Origin of the sequence: Sorangium sp. So ce119, assembly GCF_051524405.1 — a bacterium.
Classification (GTDB): domain Bacteria; phylum Myxococcota_A; class Polyangia; order Polyangiales; family Polyangiaceae; genus Sorangium; species Sorangium cellulosum_G.
Map to the genome: position 1 here is coordinate 5284424 of NZ_CP150310.1, position 20444 is coordinate 5304867.

At 72.5% G+C, this 20444-nt stretch carries 15 protein-coding genes; 8 read left to right on the plus strand and 7 right to left on the minus strand.

What is annotated here, in order from left to right:
* Positions 1–310 precede the first annotated feature (310 nt).
* Positions 311–907 carry a helix-turn-helix domain-containing protein gene (locus WME76_RS19815; protein WP_433926024.1) on the plus strand — a complete coding sequence of 199 codons (597 nt, stop codon included), beginning with the start codon at positions 311–313 and terminating at the stop codon, positions 905–907.
* Between the two features lie 89 nt (positions 908–996).
* On the opposite strand, the gene WME76_RS19820 is transcribed toward WME76_RS19815, so the two are convergent.
* Complete coding sequence (locus WME76_RS19820; protein WP_437961638.1) at positions 997–1815, minus strand: carbon-nitrogen hydrolase family protein; 819 nt, start codon at positions 1813–1815, stop codon at positions 997–999.
* 59 nt (positions 1816–1874) lie between these two features.
* Positions 1875–2648, minus strand: a complete 774-nt coding sequence (locus tag WME76_RS19825; RefSeq protein WP_437961639.1) for a hypothetical protein — start codon at positions 2646–2648, stop codon at positions 1875–1877.
* Positions 2649–2836: 188 nt separating this feature from the next.
* Here WME76_RS19825 and WME76_RS19830 point away from each other — a divergent pair, with 188 nt between their 5' ends.
* Positions 2837–3286, plus strand: coding sequence for an NUDIX hydrolase (locus WME76_RS19830; RefSeq protein ID WP_437961640.1), 450 nt, complete (start codon positions 2837–2839; stop codon positions 3284–3286).
* A 13-nt stretch (positions 3287–3299) separates the two neighbouring features.
* Positions 3300–5327, plus strand: a complete 2028-nt coding sequence (gene ligA / locus WME76_RS19835; protein WP_437961641.1) for an NAD-dependent DNA ligase LigA — start codon at positions 3300–3302, stop codon at positions 5325–5327.
* 19 nt (positions 5328–5346) lie between these two features.
* Here ligA and WME76_RS19840 read toward each other — a convergent pair whose 3' ends face one another.
* Entirely contained in the window at positions 5347–6351 is a 1005-nt protein-coding gene (locus WME76_RS19840; RefSeq protein ID WP_437961642.1) for a DUF2804 domain-containing protein, read from the minus strand.
* Positions 6352–6532: 181 nt separating this feature from the next.
* Between WME76_RS19840 and pruA the strand changes: the two genes are divergently transcribed.
* Positions 6533–8173, plus strand: coding sequence for an L-glutamate gamma-semialdehyde dehydrogenase (gene pruA, locus WME76_RS19845; RefSeq protein ID WP_437961643.1), 1641 nt, complete (start codon positions 6533–6535; stop codon positions 8171–8173).
* 40 nt (positions 8174–8213) lie between these two features.
* Here the strand turns inward: pruA and WME76_RS19850 are convergent, their stop codons facing one another.
* A complete protein-coding gene (locus tag WME76_RS19850; protein ID WP_437961644.1) occupies positions 8214–8486 on the minus strand; it encodes a hypothetical protein in 273 nt (90 codons plus the stop codon).
* Between the two features lie 441 nt (positions 8487–8927).
* Between WME76_RS19850 and WME76_RS19855 the strand changes: the two genes are divergently transcribed.
* Together WME76_RS19855 and WME76_RS19860 are read left to right on the plus strand one after the other, a co-directional pair.
* Positions 8928–10433 carry a pre-peptidase C-terminal domain-containing protein gene (locus WME76_RS19855; RefSeq protein ID WP_437961645.1) on the plus strand — a complete coding sequence of 502 codons (1506 nt, stop codon included), beginning with the start codon at positions 8928–8930 and terminating at the stop codon, positions 10431–10433.
* Positions 10434–10584: 151 nt separating this feature from the next.
* Positions 10585–12729: a M3 family metallopeptidase gene (locus WME76_RS19860; protein ID WP_437961646.1), complete on the plus strand. Its 2145-nt coding sequence runs from the start codon at positions 10585–10587 to the stop codon at positions 12727–12729.
* A gap of 71 nt (positions 12730–12800) precedes the next feature.
* On the opposite strand, the gene WME76_RS19865 is transcribed toward WME76_RS19860, so the two are convergent.
* Positions 12801–15602, minus strand: coding sequence for a tetratricopeptide repeat protein (locus tag WME76_RS19865; RefSeq protein WP_437961647.1), 2802 nt, complete (start codon positions 15600–15602; stop codon positions 12801–12803).
* A 146-nt stretch (positions 15603–15748) separates the two neighbouring features.
* On the opposite strand from WME76_RS19865, the gene WME76_RS19870 reads away from it, so the two are divergent.
* On the plus strand, positions 15749–16045 hold the full coding sequence (locus tag WME76_RS19870; RefSeq protein WP_437961648.1) for a hypothetical protein: 297 nt from the start codon (positions 15749–15751) through the stop codon (positions 16043–16045).
* Between the two features lie 13 nt (positions 16046–16058).
* Here WME76_RS19870 and WME76_RS19875 read toward each other — a convergent pair whose 3' ends face one another.
* Together WME76_RS19875 and WME76_RS19880 are read right to left on the minus strand one after the other, a co-directional pair.
* Entirely contained in the window at positions 16059–17414 is a 1356-nt protein-coding gene (locus WME76_RS19875) for a protein kinase domain-containing protein (protein WP_437961649.1), read from the minus strand.
* Positions 17411–18637 (minus strand): FHA domain-containing protein, encoded by a 1227-nt coding sequence (locus WME76_RS19880; protein ID WP_437961650.1) that lies wholly within the window; start codon positions 18635–18637, stop codon positions 17411–17413. Before WME76_RS19880 ends, WME76_RS19875 begins: the two co-directional genes overlap by 4 nt.
* Before the next feature lie 102 nt (positions 18638–18739).
* On the opposite strand from WME76_RS19880, the gene pilB reads away from it, so the two are divergent.
* A complete protein-coding gene (pilB, locus tag WME76_RS19885) occupies positions 18740–20440 on the plus strand; it encodes a type IV-A pilus assembly ATPase PilB (RefSeq protein WP_437961651.1) in 1701 nt (566 codons plus the stop codon).
* The last annotated feature ends 4 nt before the right edge of the window (positions 20441–20444 follow it).

A 20444-nucleotide genomic window follows, 5' to 3' on the forward strand; every position in this document is an offset into this window, starting at 1 on the left:
TCATCACCTGACATCATCGACAACGCCGCGAGGAGGCCTGGTGACACGCCCTCTCGACGGCGTGCGCCGTGCGCGAGGCACGCTGTGCCAGGCACAAGTGATCCCGGGCGTCTGTGTCGCGTGAACGGCAGGCCACACCCTCTATGACATCGCGAGCAGGTTGACGAGGAATCCCAGGGTTTTGTGGTGCGGGATGCCGGATCACGTGAGCCAGAAGCGCTGCGTCCGCTTGCGGCCTACCGGTTGCAATACGCCCCACCGGTGGCCGCGATGACCGCGGCACACCGCCCTTTCACCTGGAGAGGTACTCGTGACGACTGCGCTTCCCATCTCGACTCCGATCGCACCCTCCTCGTCCCACAACACGCCGGCCGCACGCGCCCTGTCGGTCCCGGCCGTTCCGACCGCGATCGCCGGCGGCGCGCCGGCCGTGCGGCCCACGTCGCTCGCGGCGCCTCGCGCCGCAGCGCCGAGCTACGGCGTGCTGCCGCCGCGCGAGCGCGCCGCAGCGACCGCGGTCTCGCGCTCCACGCCGCCGCCGCGCCCGGCAACCCCGCTCCCGCGCAGCACCTCGGAGCGGCTCCTCCTCGGCCGCGACCGCATCCGCAGCGCCGCGGAAGCGGGCCAGAGGATCCGTTCCTACGAGGTCGCACTGGATCTCGATCTGTCCGAGTTTCACTTCGCTCGGCTCTTCCGCGCCGCCTTCGGGCTATCGCCGCACGTCTATTACGACGAGGTGCGCGCGGAGCGCGCCCGTGCGCTGTTACGCGATGGGCTCACCGAGGGGGAGGTCGCCCGTCGCATCGGCTTCCGCAGGCCTGCGGAGCTCCGGGCGCTCCTGTCCAAGCGCGGCGGCGCGCTGCCCCCGGCCGGCGAGGCGGAGGCGAGCGACGCCTCGGCCGAGTGATCTGACAAGAGGCGCCGGTCGTGCGATGCGTCGGCGCCGCAACCCCCCCACGAGGCGGGGACAAATTCCCTGCCCCCATGACATCGAGATCAGAGTCGCCTGTGCTTAAGCGAGGGTAGGTTCGCCCTGACCCGATCGAGATAGGCGGGATCGAGCATCGCCATCGCGATCCCCTCCCCTTCGGAGGCCTGGGCGATCACCTCGCCCCACGGATCGATCACGCACGACTTCCCGAACGTCGCTCGCCCGCCGGGGTGCTTGCCCCACTGCGCCGCGGCCACCACGTAGGCCTGGGCCTCGATGGCCCGCGCGCGGAGCAGGACCATCCAGTGGTCCTTGCCGGTGAGCAGCGTGAATGCAGCGGGGACGACGATGGCCTCTGCGCCCGCCGACGAGAGCGCGCGGTAGAGCTCCGGGAACCGGACGTCGTAGCAGATCGACAGCCCGAGCTTCACGCCGTCGATCTCGGTGACGACCGGGCCCTCGCCGGCGGTCGTCGACGCGGACTCGCGGTACTTCGTCCCGTCGGCGATCTCGACGTCGAAGAGGTGGATCTTCCGGTAGCGGGCGGTGAGCCGGCCGTCGGGGGCGAAGACCGCGCAGGTGTTGTACGGCCGCGCCGGGTCGTGCGCGCGCTCGGGGAAACCGCCGGCCACGATCGTCACGCGGGCGGATCGCGCTGCGTCGGCGAGCCGCTGCGCGATCGGGCCGCCGCCGGCGTCGAGGTCCTCCGCGATGTTGCGCTTCCCCTCCTCGCTGCCCATGTACGCGAAGTTCTCGGGCAGCACGACCGTCGTCGCCCCACGGCGCGCCGCCTCTGCGACACGCGCCTCCACCCGCGCCAGGTTCTCGCTCACGTTCTCCTGGCTGGTGAGCTGGAGGGCCGCCCAGATGACCGGTTTCTGCATGCGGCAAGCCTACCGCACGAACGACCGGAGTGGACCGCGCGCCGAGGAGCTCGCGGCGCTCACCGGGTTCTGCGACCTCCGGCCGCGGCCGCGGCCCCGCCCGCGGTTCCGTCTGCGCCCGCAGCCCCGCCCGAGCCCGGCGCTCCGCCGGTCCCTGCGGTTCCGCCCGAGGACCCGCTCGCGCCCGCGGTTCCGCCCGCACCCGCAGCCCCGCCCGCGCCCGCAGCCCCGCCCGAGCCCGCAGCCCCACCGGCCCCGCCTGCGCCGGCGGTCCCATCGCCGCCGTCGAGATCGAGGCCAGGCTCCGCGCACTCGAGCGGCGCGCTGTGGTACGCGCACCTCGCGCCGCACGCGACGCACACGCAGGCGAGCACCTGCTGGAATGCGCGCTGGGCGGCGCCCGCGTCCTCAGGGAACACGCACGCCGCCTGGCAAGCCTTGTCGCGACCGCATTCGTCGAGGCACAGGCTGATCTGCCTGCACCCGGGCTCCCCGTCGCACGCCGAGAGCTGTGCCTCGCAGCGCGCGCCGCGGGCGGCGTGCTCGTTGAAGCAGTCACCGCAGCGCCCGGCTTCACCGCCGTACGCCGCGACGCACTCGCAGAGGTTCTCCGGGCCAGGCCCCTCGTCGATGCCGGCGTCGGGCGGCGCGCCCCCCGCCGCTCCAACGCTGGTGGACGAGCCGGCATGGGGGCGCGGGGGCGGGAGCCGCTCCTCGGTACAGCTCGCGAGCGACGCGACCGCGAGGACCGCGCCCCACGCCGCCACGACGCAGAGGACAGCGCGTCGGTACCACCTGACAGGAGCGCGCGTCGCCCTCGGCACGAATGACATGATGGGACGAGCGTAGCCTGCCTCTCCCCCCGGGCCGAGCCTCGAGCCACGCGGCTCCCGGCCGTTTGCACGAACGATCAAGGTCGAGCGGAACCCTCTCCCGGCGGCCGCCGATCGCTTCTATGCTTTGCCGACAGATCACGAAAATTCTCATGAAAATCGCTCCCCTCTCGTTGTTACCGCGCTCCGTGCTCGCCCTGGCCAAGGAGATCGCGCGCGCGCTGCTCCGACGACCCGTCGTCGGCATCGCCGCCGCCGCGCAGACCGCAGACGGCCGGTGGCTGCTCATCCGCCGCAGCGACACCGGCACATGGGCGCTCCCGGGAGGGACCCTGGAGTGGGGCGAGACGCTCCGCGACACCGTGGTCCGGGAGCTCGCGGAGGAGGCTGGCGTCACCGAGGTCGAGGTCGGGCGGGTCGTGGGCGTGTACTCGCGCCCCGATCGCGACATCCGGTTCCACGCCGTGACGGTCGTCGTCACGGCCCGGATCGGCGCGCCGACGCGCCCTCCGCAGAACCCGCTCGAGATCCGCGAGGTCAGGCTCTTCCGGGAAGACGAGCTCCCGGCCGAGCTCGCGATGGGCATGGGGGATCTCCTCGCCGCCGCCCGGCGCGCCGGCGACACGGAGCTCGAGTGAGCCGAGGCAAGCGATGACGCAGGCACATCACGACGAGACCGGCGCGCGGAGCGCGCTGCAGGGCGGGCTCACGACCGATCCGAAGCACAAGGCGAGGATCGACGAGCTCGCCGAGCGCATCGAGAAGTACAGGGCGAGCTACTACGCCGGGCACCCCGAGATCTCGGACGCGGCGTTCGACGCGCTCGAGGACGAGCTCCGCGCCCTCGATCCCGCGCACCCGGTGCTCGCGCGGGTCGGCTCGGCCTCGCTGATCACCGAGTGGGAGAAGGCGCGGCACGAGATCCCGATGGGCTCGCTCAACAAGGTCGTCTCCGAGGACGAGCTCAAGGGCTGGGTCGCCCGCTGCGACGAGATCCTCGTCAAGGACGGGCACGGCGCGGGCGGCGAAGGCGGGCAGCCGGCGGACCCCGCCGTCGCGAGCGTCGCGAACGATCTCTTCGTGGCGGAGAAGCTCGACGGCATCTCCATCGAGGTCATCTACAAGGGCGGCAAGCTCGTCGACGCCATCACCCGAGGCGACGGCGAGTGGGGCGAGCGGATCACCGCGAACGTCGCGAGGATGAAGGGGGTTCCCTCGAGGATCCGGGAGAAGGGCCGGCTGTCCGTGCGCGGCGAGATCATCCTCCGCCTCTCGGACATGAAGCGCTATTTCCCCGGCGTCACCAGCCCGCGCAACATGGCCGCGGGCGCGGCCAAGCGGTTCGACGGCCAGGGGGCAGAGCACTGCACCGTGCTCTTCTACGACGTCGCCGAGCACCTCGAGATCCCGACGTGCCAGGCGCGCTTCTCCTGGCTGCGCGATCTCGGCTTCGCGACGCCGCAGACCGCCCACGGCAGCGTCGAGGACGTCGTGAAGCTCTACCGGCGCTACTCGAGCGAGCTCCGCGCGGGCCTCGACTACGAGATCGACGGGCTCGTCGTCTACGTGAATTCGCTCCACCTCCAGGGCCTGCTCGGCGACGTCAACCGGCGGCCTCGCGGCGCGGTCGCGTTCAAGTTCGCCTCGCCCGCCAAGGTGACGACGGTCGTGGCGATCCAGTGGGACACCGGTCCGAGCGGGCGCGTCACCCCGGTGGCGATCGTCGAGCCGGTGGAGCTCGCCGGCGCCAACGTCCGGCGCGCCTCGCTGCACAACGCGGCCAACGTGCGGAGCCTCGGCATCGGCGTGGGCGACGAGGTGCTCGTCTCGCGCCGCAACGACGTCATCCCGTACGTCGAGGAGGTCGTCGAGAAGCGCGGACCTGTCGCGGTGCCTCCGTCGACCTGCCCGGTCTGCAGCGCGCCGCTCGTCGTCGAGGGAGAGTACCTCCTCTGCCGGAACGCCGGGTGCCGCGCCCTCATCGAGGGGCGCATCCACAACTGGATCGACGCCATCGGCGCGCTCGAGTGGGGCGACAAGCTGATCGAGCAGGTGGTGGCGGCGGGCCTCGTGCGAGAGCCGCTCGACCTCTACAAGCTCACGGTCAAGGACATCGCCGAGCTCGATCGCCGCGGCGAGAAGAGCGCCACGAAGTGCCTCGATCAGCTCCGGAGCCGGCTCCCGCTCACCCTGCCGGTCTTCCTCGCGGCGCTCGGCATCGAGGGGTTCGCGATCCAGACCGCGCGGCTCCTCGTGTCGGCCGGGTACACCACGATCGAGAAGCTGCTCGCCGCTGGCGAGGACGAGCTCGCCGGCATCCCGGGGCTCGGCGCGATCAAGGCCGCGAGCATCGTCCGCGGCCTGCGCGCCCGCAGCGACGAGATCGCGCGGCTGATCGCCGGCGGCATCGTCCCGGTCGCCCCCGAGGCGGAAGGTCCGCTCGCGGGCCTCACGTTCTGCTTCACCGGCGCGGCGGCGCGCCCCCGCGGCGAGCTCACGCACCTCGTCGAGTCGAACGGCGGCCGGGTGCTGAACAGCGTCACGAAGGAGCTCAACTACCTCGTCCTCGCCGACGTGGCGTCCGCGTCGAGCAAGGCGGTGAAGGCGCGCAAGTACGGCACGAAGCTCATCACCGAGGACGACCTCGACACGCTCATCGCCGAGCGCCGCGGCGGCTGAGGGGACCGGACCTCCGGGGTCACCAGGAGATGGCCTGGTCCTCGGTGACGCCGGAGACGTCCCGGAGCTCGAGGACCCTCCCGCTCGGGAGGCGGACAGTGCCCGAACAGAGGCAGATCGGCTGCAGGAACTCGGACGTGAGCCAGCCGAGGTTCGTGTGGTTCGAGTGCGCCGCGCCGGGGACGAACCGGAGATCCACGGAGCCGTCCGCGGTCCGGACGTGCCACGGGTCGAGCGGCCGCGCCGGGTCGAAGGTGAACCGGCCCTCGGCGAGCGGGATGAGATCGCCCTCGACCCAGAGCGCGCACTCGGCGTCGCCGACGAACCCTTCGCCCAGGTTCAGCCCGACGCGCTCGCCGCTCTGCGCGCGCCCCATCGCGAGCGCCCAGCGCCACGTCGTGCGGCGCGGCAAGAGCCCGCTCGTGTAGTCGTAGCTGGCGAGCGCGCCGTCGAGCGAGATCCTGCGGCCGAGCACCGACGCCTCGCCTTCGACGCGGAGGAGCTGCCGCTTCTCGGTCGCGATCAGCACGCCGCCCGGCGTCTGCGCGACGACAGAGATCGCCGGCGGCGCCGCGCTGGTGTCGAGCCGCGCGCGCAGATCGATGCCACGAAACGCGGCGGCGACCGTGATCCTCGCCTCGCCGCGCGGGCGCTCGATCCGCACGCGCCCGCGCGGCATCCACGCGCGCGCGGAGCTGCCCTCGCCGCCCACGTCGCCCACGCTCGCCGCGAAGGGGGGGCCGAACGTCGAGCGGTCCACGAGCAGCCTCCGGCCCACCTTGTCGAAGACGACGCCGAACGCGTTCGCGAGGTAGCCGAGGTGCACGACCGCGGCGGCGATGAAGACCTCGTCCGACACGATCGCCACGTAGGTCCACCGCTTGTGCTTGAGCAGCCGGTCGCGCCTCCGCAGCGCCAGCGGCGTCAGATCGACGCGAGGGAGATCGCCCCGGTAGGAGCCGACGCGCGCCGCTCCCGTGATCGGGTCGAGGATCGCATCGGGCGGCGTGTGGAGCTCGCGCATCCCGCGATCGTAGCGGCGGCGCGGACGCTGCCCAAGGCAGGCGACTCCTGAAACATGGCATCCGTGAAATGCGGCGAGCGCTCGCCTGCACGGCCATCCGGCTCACGCCGCGACGGTCGATGACGACGCGCGGCGGCGCCGGAGCGCTGCGCGCCCGCGGCTCCCCCGCTAGACTCGCGTCATGATCGACGCCATCACCGCGCCCCCGATCCCCCAGAACGAGCCCGTCCTCGCGTACGCCCCTGGCAGCCCGGAGCGCGCGGCCCTCAAGGCCGAGCTCGATCGCAGGGCGCGGGAGACGATCGAGATCCCGATGGTCATCGGCGGCGAGGCGGTCCGGACCGGCGCGCTCGACGAGGTCCGCGCGCCGCACCGGCGCGATCTGCTGCTCGCCCGCGCCCACCAGGGCGGCGCCGAGCACGTTGCGCGCGCGATCGAGGCCGCCAGGCGTGCGCACCCCGCCTGGTCGAGGACGCCATGGACGGCGCGCGCCGCGGTGTTCCTCAAGGCGGCCGAGCTGCTCGCGACCAGATACCGCCCCCTGCTCAACGCGGCGACGATGCTCGGGCAGAGCAAGACGGCGTACCAGGCGGAGATCGACTCGGCGTGCGAGCTCATCGATTTCTTCCGCTACAACGTCCACTTCGCCCACCGGATCGCTTCAGAGCAGCCGTCGAGCGCGCCCGGCAACTGGAACTTCGCCGAGCCTCGCCCGCTCGAGGGCTTCGTCTTCGCGGCGACGCCGTTCAACTTCACCGCCATCGCGGGCAACCTGAGCGCGGCCCCGGCGTTGATGGGCAACACCGTGGTCTGGAAGCCGTCGGCGAACGCGCTTTACTCGGCGCATTTCGTGATGGAGCTCCTGATCGAGGCGGGGCTCCCGCCCGGCGTCATCAACCTCGTCATGGGTCCGCCCGAGCTCGTCTCGAACCCCTGCCTCGACCACCCTGACTTCGCCGGCATCCACTTCACCGGATCGACCGCGGTCTTCCAGTCGATCTGGCGCCGCATCGGGGAGAACATCGGGCGCTACCGCAGCTACCCGCGCATCGTGGGCGAGACCGGCGGCAAGGACTTCGTCTTCGCGCACGCGAGCGCCGACGTCGACGCGCTCGCGGTGGCGCTCGTCCGGGGGGCGTACGAGTACCAGGGGCAGAAGTGCTCGGCCGCGTCGCGCGCGTACATCCCCCGCTCGCTCTGGCCGGCCCTCAAGGACCGGATCGTCGGCCACGTCCAGGCGATCCGCATGGGCGACGTCGCCGACTTCCGCAACTTCATGGGCGCGGTGATCGACGGGCGCGCGCACGCGCGGCTCACCGAGCGGATCGCCGCGGCGAAGAAGGATCCAGCGTGCTCGCTCGTGTGCGGTGGCGGCGCGCGCGCGCACGACGGCAGCGACGGCTGGTTCGTCGAACCGACGCTCGTCGAGACCACGGACCCGCGCCACGCGCTGATGACGGACGAGCTGTTCGGGCCGGTGCTGACGGCCTGGATCTACCCCGACGGCGAGGAGGCAACCGCGCTCGCGCTCTGCGACGAGACGTCGCCGTACGGCCTCACCGGCGCGGTGTTCGCGCGGGACCGGGCGTTCATCGAGAGGGCGAGCGACGCGCTCCGCTTCGCCGCGGGCAACTTCTACATCAACGACAAGCCCACGGGCGCCGTCGTCGGGCAGCAGCCGTTCGGCGGCGCGCGCGCCTCCGGCACGAACGACAAGGCGGGCAGCCTGTTCAACCTGCTCCGCTGGGTATCGCCGCGGGTCGTGAAGGAGACGTTCGCCCCGGCGCGCGCGGTCGCCTACCCGTTCATGACAGCGGAGTAGGACGCGCGGCGCGCGTCAGCGGGGCGGAGCGCCTCGCCGATCAATCCTCGGGCGAGTAGTCGCAGGCGCCGCTCGCGAGCGCATCGCAGGCCCAGTCCTCCTCCTCGTAGCACGCGGCCTGGTGTTCGATCGCGTCCGCATAGGACGCGCGGTCGGACAGCTCCACGCACAGGGCGGTGCAGGTCTCTTTCCCCGGGCCATCGGGCTGGCACTCGGCGTTCTTGGCGCAGACGACCTCGCAGGGGTCGCTGCCCGCGCAACCGGCGGCGAAGGAGGAGAACAGCAGGGCGAAGAAGAGCGCGGGACGATGCATGGCGGGGAAGCTCCGGCCGCCATCGGAGCACGCTGCGGAGCCGGCGGCGAGCGGCGAGCAGCAGGGCGACCGCGCGTCGGCGGCGCGACCGGACGCCAGGAGGGGAGCGCGCAGCGCTGGCGAGGGATCGAGCCGCGGAGCCATCCGCAACAGCCATGGTGCGCCGGCATCGTTGAACTCGCGAGTCAAGACTGGGAATCTCCTTAGGCCGTCAGGCCTGGAACGATCATCAATTCAGGCGCTGCTCACCGGACTCTACAGCCCGTTTCCATGGCCACGAGATGCGGTTGTGGAACAGCATTCATCCTTTCCGATGCTCCAGAGTTCCGACCGACGAAACCTTGCGCTTTCATGGCACGTGGGGCCGTCTGCAGTGTAGGTGCACTATTCCTACAAGAACACAGCAGACACTGCTGTAGAACAGCAGACGCTGGAGGTGCCATGAGATCGATTTATGTCCTGGGTTGCTTCGTGCTCGGCACGATCGCGGCGACCGCCGCGGGATGCGGCGGCGATGACGACGGCGTCGGTGGCGAGGGCGGTACCGGAGGAGCAGGAGGAGCCACGAGCTCCACGACGTCGAGCTCGACGAGTAGCAGCGTCACCACGGGTACCGGAGGCGAGGAAGGGGATCAGAACGACAGCATCGAGACGGCCGAGTCGATCGAGATCGACGCCGACGCGGTGCAGGAGACGCTCGATCCGGTCGACGCAGACCAGGACTTCTACCGCTTCACCGGGACCAAGGGGCAGGTCCTGTACATCCTGACCGATGCGAAGCCGGAAGCCGACGAGACCGACCCGAGGTATCCCGATCTGGTCGTCTCGCTGCTCGACGCGCAAGGCGAGCAGATCGCCCGGAACGACGATCCGCCTCAGGGCGGCAACGACAGCCGGCTGATCACCGTCCTGCCCGCTGACGGCGACTACTACCTCCTCGTCGAGGAGTGCACGTCCGCGCTGGGCGCGAGCAGCTGCGCGCCCGCTGACGAGATCGAGAATTTCGATTACGCAATCGGCATCTCGTCGCTCGACCCCGCCGCCGCGGACGACGACAGCCTCATCGAGGACAAGGAGCCGAACGACGAGGAAGCGCAGGCCCTGCCGCTCCACTACGAGGCGCTGGACGACGACACCGGATACTACACGACGTTCCTGATCGGCGATTTCGAGAGCGCGACGGACGTCGACGTCTACTCGTTCACGCTGCCGGAGACGCCAGCCTCCGAGCACGGGCTCAAGGCGACGTTCGTCCTCTCGGCCCCGCCCGGAGCCGATGGCAGCGGCTCGACGGTGGACGTCAGTGAGATCACCGTGTTCGACGCGGCGGATCTGACCACCCCTTACGCGAAGATCGACCCGTCGAAGGGCGGCAGCATCGAGGTTCCCGTCAAGGCCGGCGAGGAGGCCGAGTACCTGGTCTTCGTCAAGCGCCCGCAGGGAGAGGTGGGGGCGAACGACTTCTATGTCCTCCTTCACAATCGATTGGATATCTCCGGTCGCGAGGCCGAGGACTTGACCAACAACCTCGCCACGACGCCGGAGGGCGAACTGTACTCCTTCGAGCTCGGCGGGGGCGGACTCGTCTACACCGTGGACGGCGAGCTTTCTGAGGGGGTCACCCCGGACGCCGACCATTATGCGCTCCCGGTGCCCGAGGGCGCGGACGAGACCTGGAAGGTATCCGCGTTCTGCGGAGCGCAGCGCCACGGCTCCGGGCTGCGGGAGTTCACGGTGACGCTGCTGAACGGCGATGGCACGGAGATCGGCAGCGACTACACGGCCACCGAGAGCGAGACGGCGGACCTGGAGATCGTGGGGGTCGATCTCCCGGCGAGCCCCGCGGAGAGCCGGTTGATCGCCCTGGTGTCGGCCGGCACGCCCGCCGCCGACGTGACGAGCCGCAGCTACGACTGCGTCTTTGGCTTCATCCCGGGCGCCAACTGAGGCTCCGACGCTCGCGGCGCCGCGCTCCCTTCCGGAGCCGGCGCCGCCGCGCCCCGGCCTACGCACCGCCGGCGGTCTGCTTCAGCCCGCCCCGCCGGTTCCACCGGCGGCGCGCCGAGCCCGCCGACCACCCATGATATAGCCGGACCGCATGAAGGCCGGTAACTCGCCCGCGCGCGGCGCGCTCCTCTCGATCCTCCTGCTCGTCGCCTGCAGCGCCGGTCCACGGACCGCCGTGGTGCCCTCGCCGCCCGGGCCTGGCAGCGCGGCGCCGGGGACGACCTCGCCCGCGGCGACGACGGCGCCGCCCGAGGCGCCGGCGCGCGCCGAGTTCGACCCCGTGGCGCTGGGGATCACCGTGGACGGGGTGAAGCAGCTCTGCGATGACCGCCTGCGCGCGGCAGAGGCGCACCTCGACGCGATCAGGGCGCTCAAGGAGGCGCCGCCGGAGAAGCTCACGTACGCCGCGACGCTCGGGCGGTTCGACGGCGCGGCGCTCGAGGTGAACAGCGCGGGCGACTTCCCCTACCTGATGGGGGTCGCGCACCCGGACGCCGCCGTGCGAGAGGCCGCCAGGCTCTGCGAGCCGAAGGTGGACAGGTTCACGACCGCGATGTGGCTGGACGCCGATCTCGCCGGCGTCATCAAGGCGTACGCCGAGAAGAGCGAGACGCGCGAGACGCTCCAGGGGGAGCGGGCCCGGCTCCTCTCCGACGTGCTGCGCGACTTCCGCCGCAACGGGCTGTCGCTGCCGAAAGACCGGCAGCAACGCCTCCGCGACGTGAACGAGCAGATCACCCGGATCGGACAGGAGTTCATGTCGAACCTGTCCGCGTCGCTCGGCTCGATCGAGATCGCGCCCGCCTCGCTCGACGGATTGCCCAAGGAGTACGTGGCGAAGCACCCGCCCAAGGCGAACGGCAAGGTCGAGATCACCACCGACTACCCCGACTTCTTCCCGTTCGTGACCTACGCGAAGGACCGCAAGGCCGCGCTCGACCTTTACGTGCTGTTCACGAACCGCGGCGGCGAGAAGAACGTGAAGCTGCTCGAGCGCCTGCTCGCGCTCCGCTCGGAGAAGGCGAAGATGCTCGGCTACAAGAGCTGGGCCGACTACGCCATCGAGCCGCGGATGGCGAAGACGAGCGGCGCCGTGCGCGGCTTCCTCGACCAGGTCCGGGCCGCGCTGAAGGAGCCCGCCAAGGCCGAGTTCGCCGAGCTCATGAAGGAGCACGCGCGGCTCGGGGGCAAGCTGCGCGACAAGCTACCGCCCTCGGAGCGCTACTTCCTCGAAGACAGGGTCCGCGCGTCCAGGTACCAGTTCAACTCGCAGGCGCTCTCGGACTACCTCGAGATCGGCGCGGTGAAGCAGGGGCTCATGGACATCACCGCGCGGATGTACGGCCTGGAGTACAGGGAGGTCCCCGCGAACGCCTGGCACCCCGACGTGACCGCGTACGAGGTGCGCTCCGACGGCAAGGTGATCGGAAAGTTCTACCTCGACCTCTACAGCAGGCCCGACAAGTACAAGCACGCGGCGATGTTCTCGGTGCGTACGGCGAAGCTGCTCGACGACGGGTCGTGGCAGACCCCGATCGCGGCGCTCGAGTGCAACTTCCCGAAGCCGGGGGCGCAGCCGGCGCTCATGTCCCACGAGGACGTGGTGACGTTCTTCCACGAGTTCGGGCACGTGCTGCACCACCTGCTGACCCGCTCGGAGCTCGCCTCCTACTCGGGGACGGCGACCGTGCGCGATTTCGTGGAGGCGCCGAGCCAGATGTTCGAGGAGTGGGCGTGGTCGCGCGACGTGCTCGATCTGTTCGCGAAGCACCACACGACCGGCGAGAAGATCCCGGACGATCTGTTCCAGGCCATGACGCGCGCGCGGGGCTTCGGGCGAGCGCTCGCGACGCAGCGGCAGCTCACCCTCGCGTCGATCGATCTGGAGCTCCACGCGCGCGACCCGGGCTTCGACACGACCGTGGTCGTCGAGCGAGCGCAGCGCGCGAACGAGTCGTTCGCCTTCGTGAAGGGGACGCACCTGCAGTCGAGCTTCGGGCACCTCATCACGTACGACGCGGGGTACTACGGCTACCAGTGGGCGCTCTCGCTCTCGCGCGACGTGCTCACCCGCTTCCAGCAGGAGGGCCTGCTGAACCCCGCGGTCGCGCGGGCCTTCCGCGACGAGGTGCTCGCCAAGGGGGGCGGCGTCGAAGCAGGAGATCTCGTCGCCCGCTTCCTCGGACGCCCGCCGAACCACGACGCGTACCTCGCCTACCTGCAGGGCAAGCGCTGAGCGCGCGAGGACGCGCGGCGCGCCGGCGCTGAGCGCGCGGCGGGCGCCACGGCTGGCCCGCGCGGCGAGCGCTAGGGCTGGACGGCGACGCCGAGCTCCTCGCGCAGGGCGTGGTGGGCGTCCGAGACGGTGAACGAGAGCAGGTCGCCGATCTTCTCCTCCGCCGTCAGCACGCCCGGCGCGTCCGCGCGCGACAGCGACGACGCCGCGACCGAGAGCTCGCCGGTCAAGAGGTAGCCGACGCGGGCAGCGCAGCGCTCCACCGAGCCAGCCCAGTGCGCGAGGTCGAGCGGCGCGCGGATCTCGTAGAGCTCGAACACCGCCGCCTCCAGCGCGTCACGCTCGGGCTCCGTGAGCTCCTGGTCGAGCAGGGGCATCAACGAGAGCACCGCGGCCTCGAGCTCGGCAGGGACCGGCTCCGAGGGGCGCGTCAGCTTGACGGCCGCAGCCAGGCAGACGCCGAGCTCCTCGAGCGACGGGAAATGGAGGAGCAGCCGGTGCGGGCCGACGTGGTACGCGACGTGGCTGCCCACCAGGAACGCGAGCTCGGCGGCCGTCCGCCCGCGGAGCGCCTCGCCGCCGACGAGGACGCTCGGCTCGCCCACCGGCACCGCGGCGACCCCGATCTGCGCGTCCTTGAGGAAGTAGATCGCCGGCGTGGTGATCCCGAGACACCGGCTCGCCCACGCGAACAGGCGCACCACGCCCGCCGCGCTCCGCTCCGCGTCGGCGCGCGCGGCCGGATCGAGACGGGGGAGCTTCTTCTCCCGCGCCCGCTGCGCGAGCCGGGCGCGGATCGCCGCGTCGGCGACCGACGCGAGCACCTCCTCGAGCGCGCGATCGCGATCGGCCGCGCGCAGGAGCTCCCACGCCCCGGCGCTCAAGCCGCGTTCGGGCTGGACCAGGCCCGCCGGCCGGTGCTCCTCGAAGAGGAAGCGCTCCCGCGCCTCCGCGGCGCCCAGGTACACGGCCACGCTCGCCGCGGCCCAGGCCTGATCGGTGCGCCGCAGCTTCTGGAACGTGTCGAACAGGTCGTGGAACACCTGAACGTTCCCCGGATCGAGCACCGCCGCCGCCTGGAGGTGCGCCGCCGCGCGCTCGAACCGGCCAGCGCTGCGCGCGAGCGACGCCGCGCTGAGCCGCCCAGCGACGTCGTCCGGCCGCTCGGCCACCGCGCCCTCGAACGCATCGAGCGCGGAGCCGGGATCCTCGAGGTGATCGCGGAAGAGCAGGCCGAGGCGGCGGCACAGCTCCCAGACGACGTCGCTGCGCGTGCGCGGGTCGGCGATGCGCTGCGCGCGGTCGAGCATGCGCCGGTACGCGAGCTCCAGCTCGCCCCACTCCTGCCGCGCCGAGAGGAGGATCGCGATGAGCGCGAGCGGATCGAGCAGCGTGGGATCGGCGTCGAGCGCGCGCTCCAGCAGATCGATGCCGGCCTGCTCTCGCGTGACCTCGGTCAACGTCGCGCGGGCCTCGCCCTGGATCGCCGCGCGCGCGAGCTCCAGGAGCGAGACCGCCCGCTGCCGCGGATCGTCCACGAGCTCGATGAGATCGCGGCGCGCGTCGATCGACGCCTGGACGTCGCCGGCCTCCTCGTAGAGCCGGCCCAGGCTGCGCAGGACGGAGGGCTCGCCGGGGCGGAGCTCCCGCGCCCGCTCCAGGAGCTCCCGCGCCCGGTCCGCGTCACCGGCGATGATCTCCCAGCGCTCGGCGGACTGGACGAGCAGCCCGAACCGGTCGGCGTCCCCCTCGATCCGCGAGAGGAGCCGCTCCTCGGCGGTGCGCAGCCCGGCGAAGTCGCGCGCGGCGAGGTGCACCTCGACCAGCGCCTCGAGGGAAGGGCGGTGCTCGGGCGCGAGCGCGAGCGCCTTCCCGAAGCCCTCGATCGCCTCGCGGTGCCGCTCCTGGCGCCACCTCACGTGCGCGATGCGCGCGTACACCGCCGCGCGCGCGTCCCGCTGCGCGGTGCCCACGAGCGCGAGCGCCTTCTTGTAGGCCGAGAGCGCCCCCTCCAGGTCCGACGCGGCGATGAGCGTGTCGCCGACCGCGAGGTACTGGTCGACCGGGTCGTCCGGCGCCGGCGCGGGCGTGGTGGCGGCGTGCTCCCCGCCCGCGGCGTCGGGCGGCGCGGCCGCGGGGTCCTCCGCCGGGACCTCGCCCGGGACGCCGCCGCGCGGGACGAGCACGAAGAAGGAGCCCCGCCCCTGGCCGCGCGCGAAGCACGGGATGGCGCCGGCGAGCTCGGGGTTCTCCTGGACGCGGCGAGCGATCGCGCGGGCGGTCAGGCCGCGCTCCGGCTCGGCCTCGTCGAGGTGCTCGACGAAGGCGCGGGTGAGCACCGACGGCAGGTCCGCGTCGAGCGAGCCGATCGGGTGGGCCGCGACGAGCAGCTCGATGCCCGTCTCGGCGGACGCCGCCGCCCGCTCCGCCGCGGCGACGACGGCGCGAGAGGTCGCGCCGGGGGCGTGATGGCACTCGATGACGAAGAGCACCTCGCCGCGCGCGCGATCGCGGAACACCGCGGCGACGTCGCTCAGCGCGTCGCCCACGCCCGGGTTCTCGGGGTCGAGGCAGAGGAAGAGCTCCCCGTCCGGCGACAGCCCGACCGCGCTCGAGGCGTAGAAGAGGAGCAAGGTGGACGCCTCGTCGCGCGCGGCCTCGTCGGCGTCGACAAGGGTCTGCCTCGTCGCCGTGAGCTCGTCGAACATCGCGTCGAGCTGCTCGGCGAGATCCCGCCCAGGGTCCACGTCGATCACCCGGAAGCCCGCGTCGTCCAGCGAGAGGCGGGCCCGGATGAGATCACCGTCGAGCGAGCCGGGCGCCGGTCGCTGATCGCGGTGCAAGCTCGGCGTGGCGACGATCGCCAGGCGCATCAGCCCGCCCTCTCCTCGTTGCGTGCGCGCATGTAGGCGAGCAATCTACCCAGGGCCGCGCCCGAAGCGAAGCGAGTTGCCATCCTGCGCGCAACTCCGCCGCAGTAAGGTCCCCCGCAGAGACATCACTCCGGGAGAGAGCACCCATGAGCAAAGGCAGGGGTCGTTGGTGGACGGAAGCGCCCGGCAGCTCCGGAAGAGCGCGCGCCGCGTGGCTCGCGCTCGCGTTCGCGTTCGCGTCGGGCTGCGGCAGCGTGTGCGATGAGGCCGCTGAACACACGGAGGAGTGCGGCTACCAGGGCGGCGGCGTCTCGAGCGAGGCGTCGTGCGAGGGCGACGTCCGGTGCGCCTCGGAGTGCGCCGCGGAGGTGCCCTGCGGCGCGTTCGACGGGACGGACGCGGCCGCGTTCGAGGAGTACATGCGCTGCCTCGACGCGTGCTGAGCCGCCGCGGCGCTCAGCAGGCGGCCCGGACGAGCGCGGCGCCGTCGGCCGGCCGCTCGTCGTCAGGCCCGATGCACCGCAGCGACAGCTCCTTCCAGGCGGCGAGCCCCTCGACCCCGAGCGCCTCGAGGCGCACGAGGACGTCCTCGAGCACGCGGCCGTAGCCGTAGACGTCGTCGCGCGGGTCGCTCGCGCGGCCGGCCAGCCGCTCCGGGGAGACGTAGCCCGGGCTGCCGCCGGCCGACGGCGCGCCGCGGGGCCTGGCCAGACCGAAATCGCTGAGCACGGGCTCGCCGAGGTTGCGCAGGAGCACGTTGGCCGGCTTGACGTCGGCGTGGACGTAGCCGCGCTCGTGGATGCGGGCGAGCGCGCGCGCGAGCGGCCGCGCCCAGCGCGCGACCGGCGCGAGCGCCGCCGCGTCCCCGGCGCGGAGCACGTCCCGGACCGAGCCGCGCGCGAGCCACTCGAGCGCGATCCACCCCTCGTCGGGGTCCGCGTCGAACACCCGCACGATGCCGGGGCCCGCGAGCGCCGTGGCGAGCCGCGCCTCGCGGGTGACGTGCGTCCGGTCCCCGCCGCGCGCGTGGTAGACCTTGAACCCGATGCGCCGGCCGAGCACCTCGTCCTCGGCCTCGTAGACGACCCCGGCGCCGCCGCGCGCCACCTCGCGGAGCAGGCGGAACGGGGTCCTGGCCGCCGAGGGCGCGACGACCGTCACGTCCTCCACGCGCGCCGCCGCGGGCCGCTCCGCGCCGAGCGCCGCGCGCCAGCGCTGGTGGCGCTCGCGCGCGCCGGGCGCGCCGATCTCCCGGACGAGCACCCGCTCGACCGCGCCGATCGCGCGCGGGAGCTGCCCCAGCGAGGCGTACAGGTCGGCCGCGAGGACGAGCCCTTCGGTCGAGGACACCGGCCGCGCGCGCGACGCGCTCCCGCGCTCCCGTGACGCCGCCGCGCCCTCGAGCACCGAGAGCGCGCCCAGCTCGTCGCCCCGGGCCGCGAGGAGATCGGCGCACGCCACCCGGACTGGATCCGGGAGCACCCGCTCCTCCATCGCCGCGACGAGGTGCGCCACCGCCTCGGCTTCCCGCAGCGTGCCGCGCGCGCGCCGGAGGACCGCGATCACCTCGTCCGTCGAGGGTCCGTCCCGCGCCCCGGCGCTCCGGAGGCGCGCGATGTCATCGACGCCGTCCTTGCGCGCCGGGCGCGCCGCCGCGCGCGGCGGCGCCGACCCCCTCGTCGCCCGCGCCGGGTCCGCGCGCTCGTCCGCGTCCGGTGAGCCCGGCGCCGCCCCGCCGCCGGCGTCCGCCGCCGCGCCGCCGCCGGGCGTGGCGACGCCGAGCCGCTCCTTGAGCCGCCGCCACAGGCTCACGCCGGCCCGCCCTCCGCGCCGCCGTCGCGCCGCGCCGCCGGCGTCTGGCCCCCGGCGGGGATCCGGAACACCGGCGTCCCGCCGCGCGACGCGGCGATCGCGTCGCCGGCGCAGAGCTCGACCGACGGGGCGAGCTGGTAGTCGCCGAGGAACGGCGGCGGCGCCCCCGGCGGCGTCTTCAGCGCGACGAACGCCGAGGCGCCGGCCCGCTCGTGCCGGATCCGCCACGGCCCGACCGGCAGGTCGCCGAGCGGCACCACGAAGCGCTCGCCCGCGAGCTCCACCACGCAGCCCTGCCCGGTCCCGGGCGCGACCGCGCACGGCACCTCGCCGCCGAGCAGGATCCGCACCCCGCGGCCCACCGGCAGCGCCGCGGTGAGCCGCGCGCCCGCGAGCGTCGTGCCGTTGCGCGTCCCGAGATCCTCGACCTCGATGCCGGACGGGCCGCGCCGGATCCGCGCGTGCGTCCTGCTGACCGCGCGGGACGCGACCACGAGGGTCGCCTCGCCGCGGCCGATCGTGACCTCGTCGCCGAGCGCGCAGCGCAGGAGGGCGCCGCCGAGCTCGATCGTGAGGAGCGGCCCCGTGAGGAGCCGCGCGCGGATCGCGCGCAGCGCGTCCGTCACCCGCTCGCCGTCGCGGCTGCCCCCGAGCCACGCCTCGGCCACCGCGATCGCCTCACGGCGCTCCGCCACCCGGTCGAGGTCGGCGATCTTCCGCAGCGCCGCGGCGAGCTCGCGCTGGTCCCGCTCGGCCGTCATCGAGACGCGGAGACGCTCCTCGAGCCGGTCGATCGCGCCCGCGGCGGCCAGGACGCGCGTCTCCGACTCGCTGTCGCCGACCAGGGCGTACGCGTCCGCCGCGCGCTCGAGCTCGCCCGCCGTCTCGAGCTCGCGCGCGACCGCGAGCACCTCGCTCCGCATGGCGCTCGCGCCCCGGGCGCGCACCAGGTCGAACGCGAGCAGCGCCTTGCGCCCGAGCGCCGCCCGCCGGAGCTCGGGGCTCTCCGCCGTCCGGGAAGCCGTGGCGCAGAAGGCGATCCGCTTCTCGACGCTCCGCTCGGCGTCGGCGCGGAGGAGGAGGACCCGGGCCGCGTCGTCGGGCATCCCCGCCTCGACGTACAGCTCCACTGCCCCCGCGAGGTCGCCGGCGAGCTCCTTGGCCTCTGCCGCCCTGCGTCGGCTGTCCCCCCGCCTGAGCCCGAACCACTCAAAGAGACTCACGCAGCGCCATCCTCACCATCCGACATCCTACCCTTGATGCGCGTCCGCCCCAACCGCCAGCGTTGACTCTCCTCCTCGCCGCCCGCAGGATTTGCGGCCTCGATGTCGACCACCAACCGCCTCGGCGAGCTGCTCGTCCGCGAAAAGCTCATCAGCCTCCAGCAGCTCAGGCAAGCCCAAGAAGAGCAGCGCAAGACCGGTCAGAACCTCGGCTACGCGCTCGCCAAGCTCGGGTACATCTCCGACGGGGAGATCACGAGCTTCCTCTCGACGCAGTACCGCGTCCCGGCCGTCGCCCTCGACGAGTACGAGATCGACGCGGAGGTCTCGCGCCTCGTCTCGCGGGAGGTCTGCGAGAAGCACAAGATCATCCCGATCTCCCGCTCGGGGACGGCGCTCGTCGTCGCGATGGCCGATCCGACGAACCTGCACGCCATCGACGACATCAAGTTCCTCACGGGCTTCAACGTCGAGCCCGTCGTCGCGTCGGAGACGGGCATCACCGAGGCGATCGAGCGCGCCTACAACGTCGGCCCCTCGTACGACGAGGTGCTGAGCGAGTTCGGCGAGGAGGAGGTCGGCTTCCAGGTCGAGGCCGACGACGTGAACGTCCTCGAGCTGGAGAAGGCCGCCGAGGGCGCGCCCGTGGTCCGGCTCGTCAACGCGATCCTCCTGAACGCCATCAAGAAGGGCGCGAGCGACATCCACGTCGAGCCGTACGAGAAGAAGCTCCGCGTGCGCTACCGCATCGACGGCGTGCTGATGGAGGAGATGCAGCCGCCGATCAAGCTGAAGAACGCGATCGCGAGCCGCCTCAAGATCATGAGCTCGCTCGACATCGCCGAGCGGCGGCTCCCGCAGGACGGCCGGATCAAGCTGAAGATGGGCAGGGGCCGGGAGATGGACTTCCGCGTCTCCGTGCTGCCGACGATCTGGGGCGAGAAGATCGTCCTCCGCCTGCTCGACAAGTCGAACCTCCAGCTCGACATGGCGAAGCTCGGCTTCGACCCGAAGCCGCTCGCGGACTTCAAGTGGGCGATCGGCCAGCCGTGGGGCATGGTCCTCGTCACCGGCCCGACCGGCTCCGGCAAGACGACGACGCTCTACTCGGCGCTCTCGGACCTCAACCAGATCGGCTCGAACATCAGCACCGCCGAGGATCCCGTCGAGTACAACCTGCACGGCATCAACCAGGTGCAGATGCACGACGAGATCGGGCTGAACTTCGCGATGTCGCTGCGGTCCTTCCTCCGGCAGGACCCGGACATCATCATGGTCGGCGAGATCCGCGACTTCGAGACGGCCGAGATCGCCGTCAAGGCGGCGCTCACCGGCCACCTCGTGCTCTCGACGCTGCACACGAACGACGCGCCGTCGACGATCTCGCGCCTCCTCAACATGGGCGTGGAGCCGTTCCTCATCACGGCCAGCGTGAACCTCGTGCTCGCCCAGCGCCTCGCGCGCAAGATCTGCCCCGACTGCCGCGTCCCGCTGCGCGTGGACGCGAGGGTGCTCCTCGACTTCGGCTTCACCGAGCAGCAGGTGGCGCGCGCGGATCTCGTGCGCGGCGCGGGCTGCAAGACGTGCAACGGCTCGGGCTACAAGGGCCGCGTCGCGCTCTACGAGGTCATGCGCTTCACGGACGCGCTGAAGGAGATGGTCCTCCAGGGCGCGTCCACGGCCGAGCTCAAGGCCGCGGCCATCAAGGGCGGGATGCTGACCCTCCGGATGAGCGGGATCGAGAAGGTGCTCGCGGGCGTCACCACGACCGAGGAGGTCGGCCGCGTGACGATGGGGGACTGAGCGC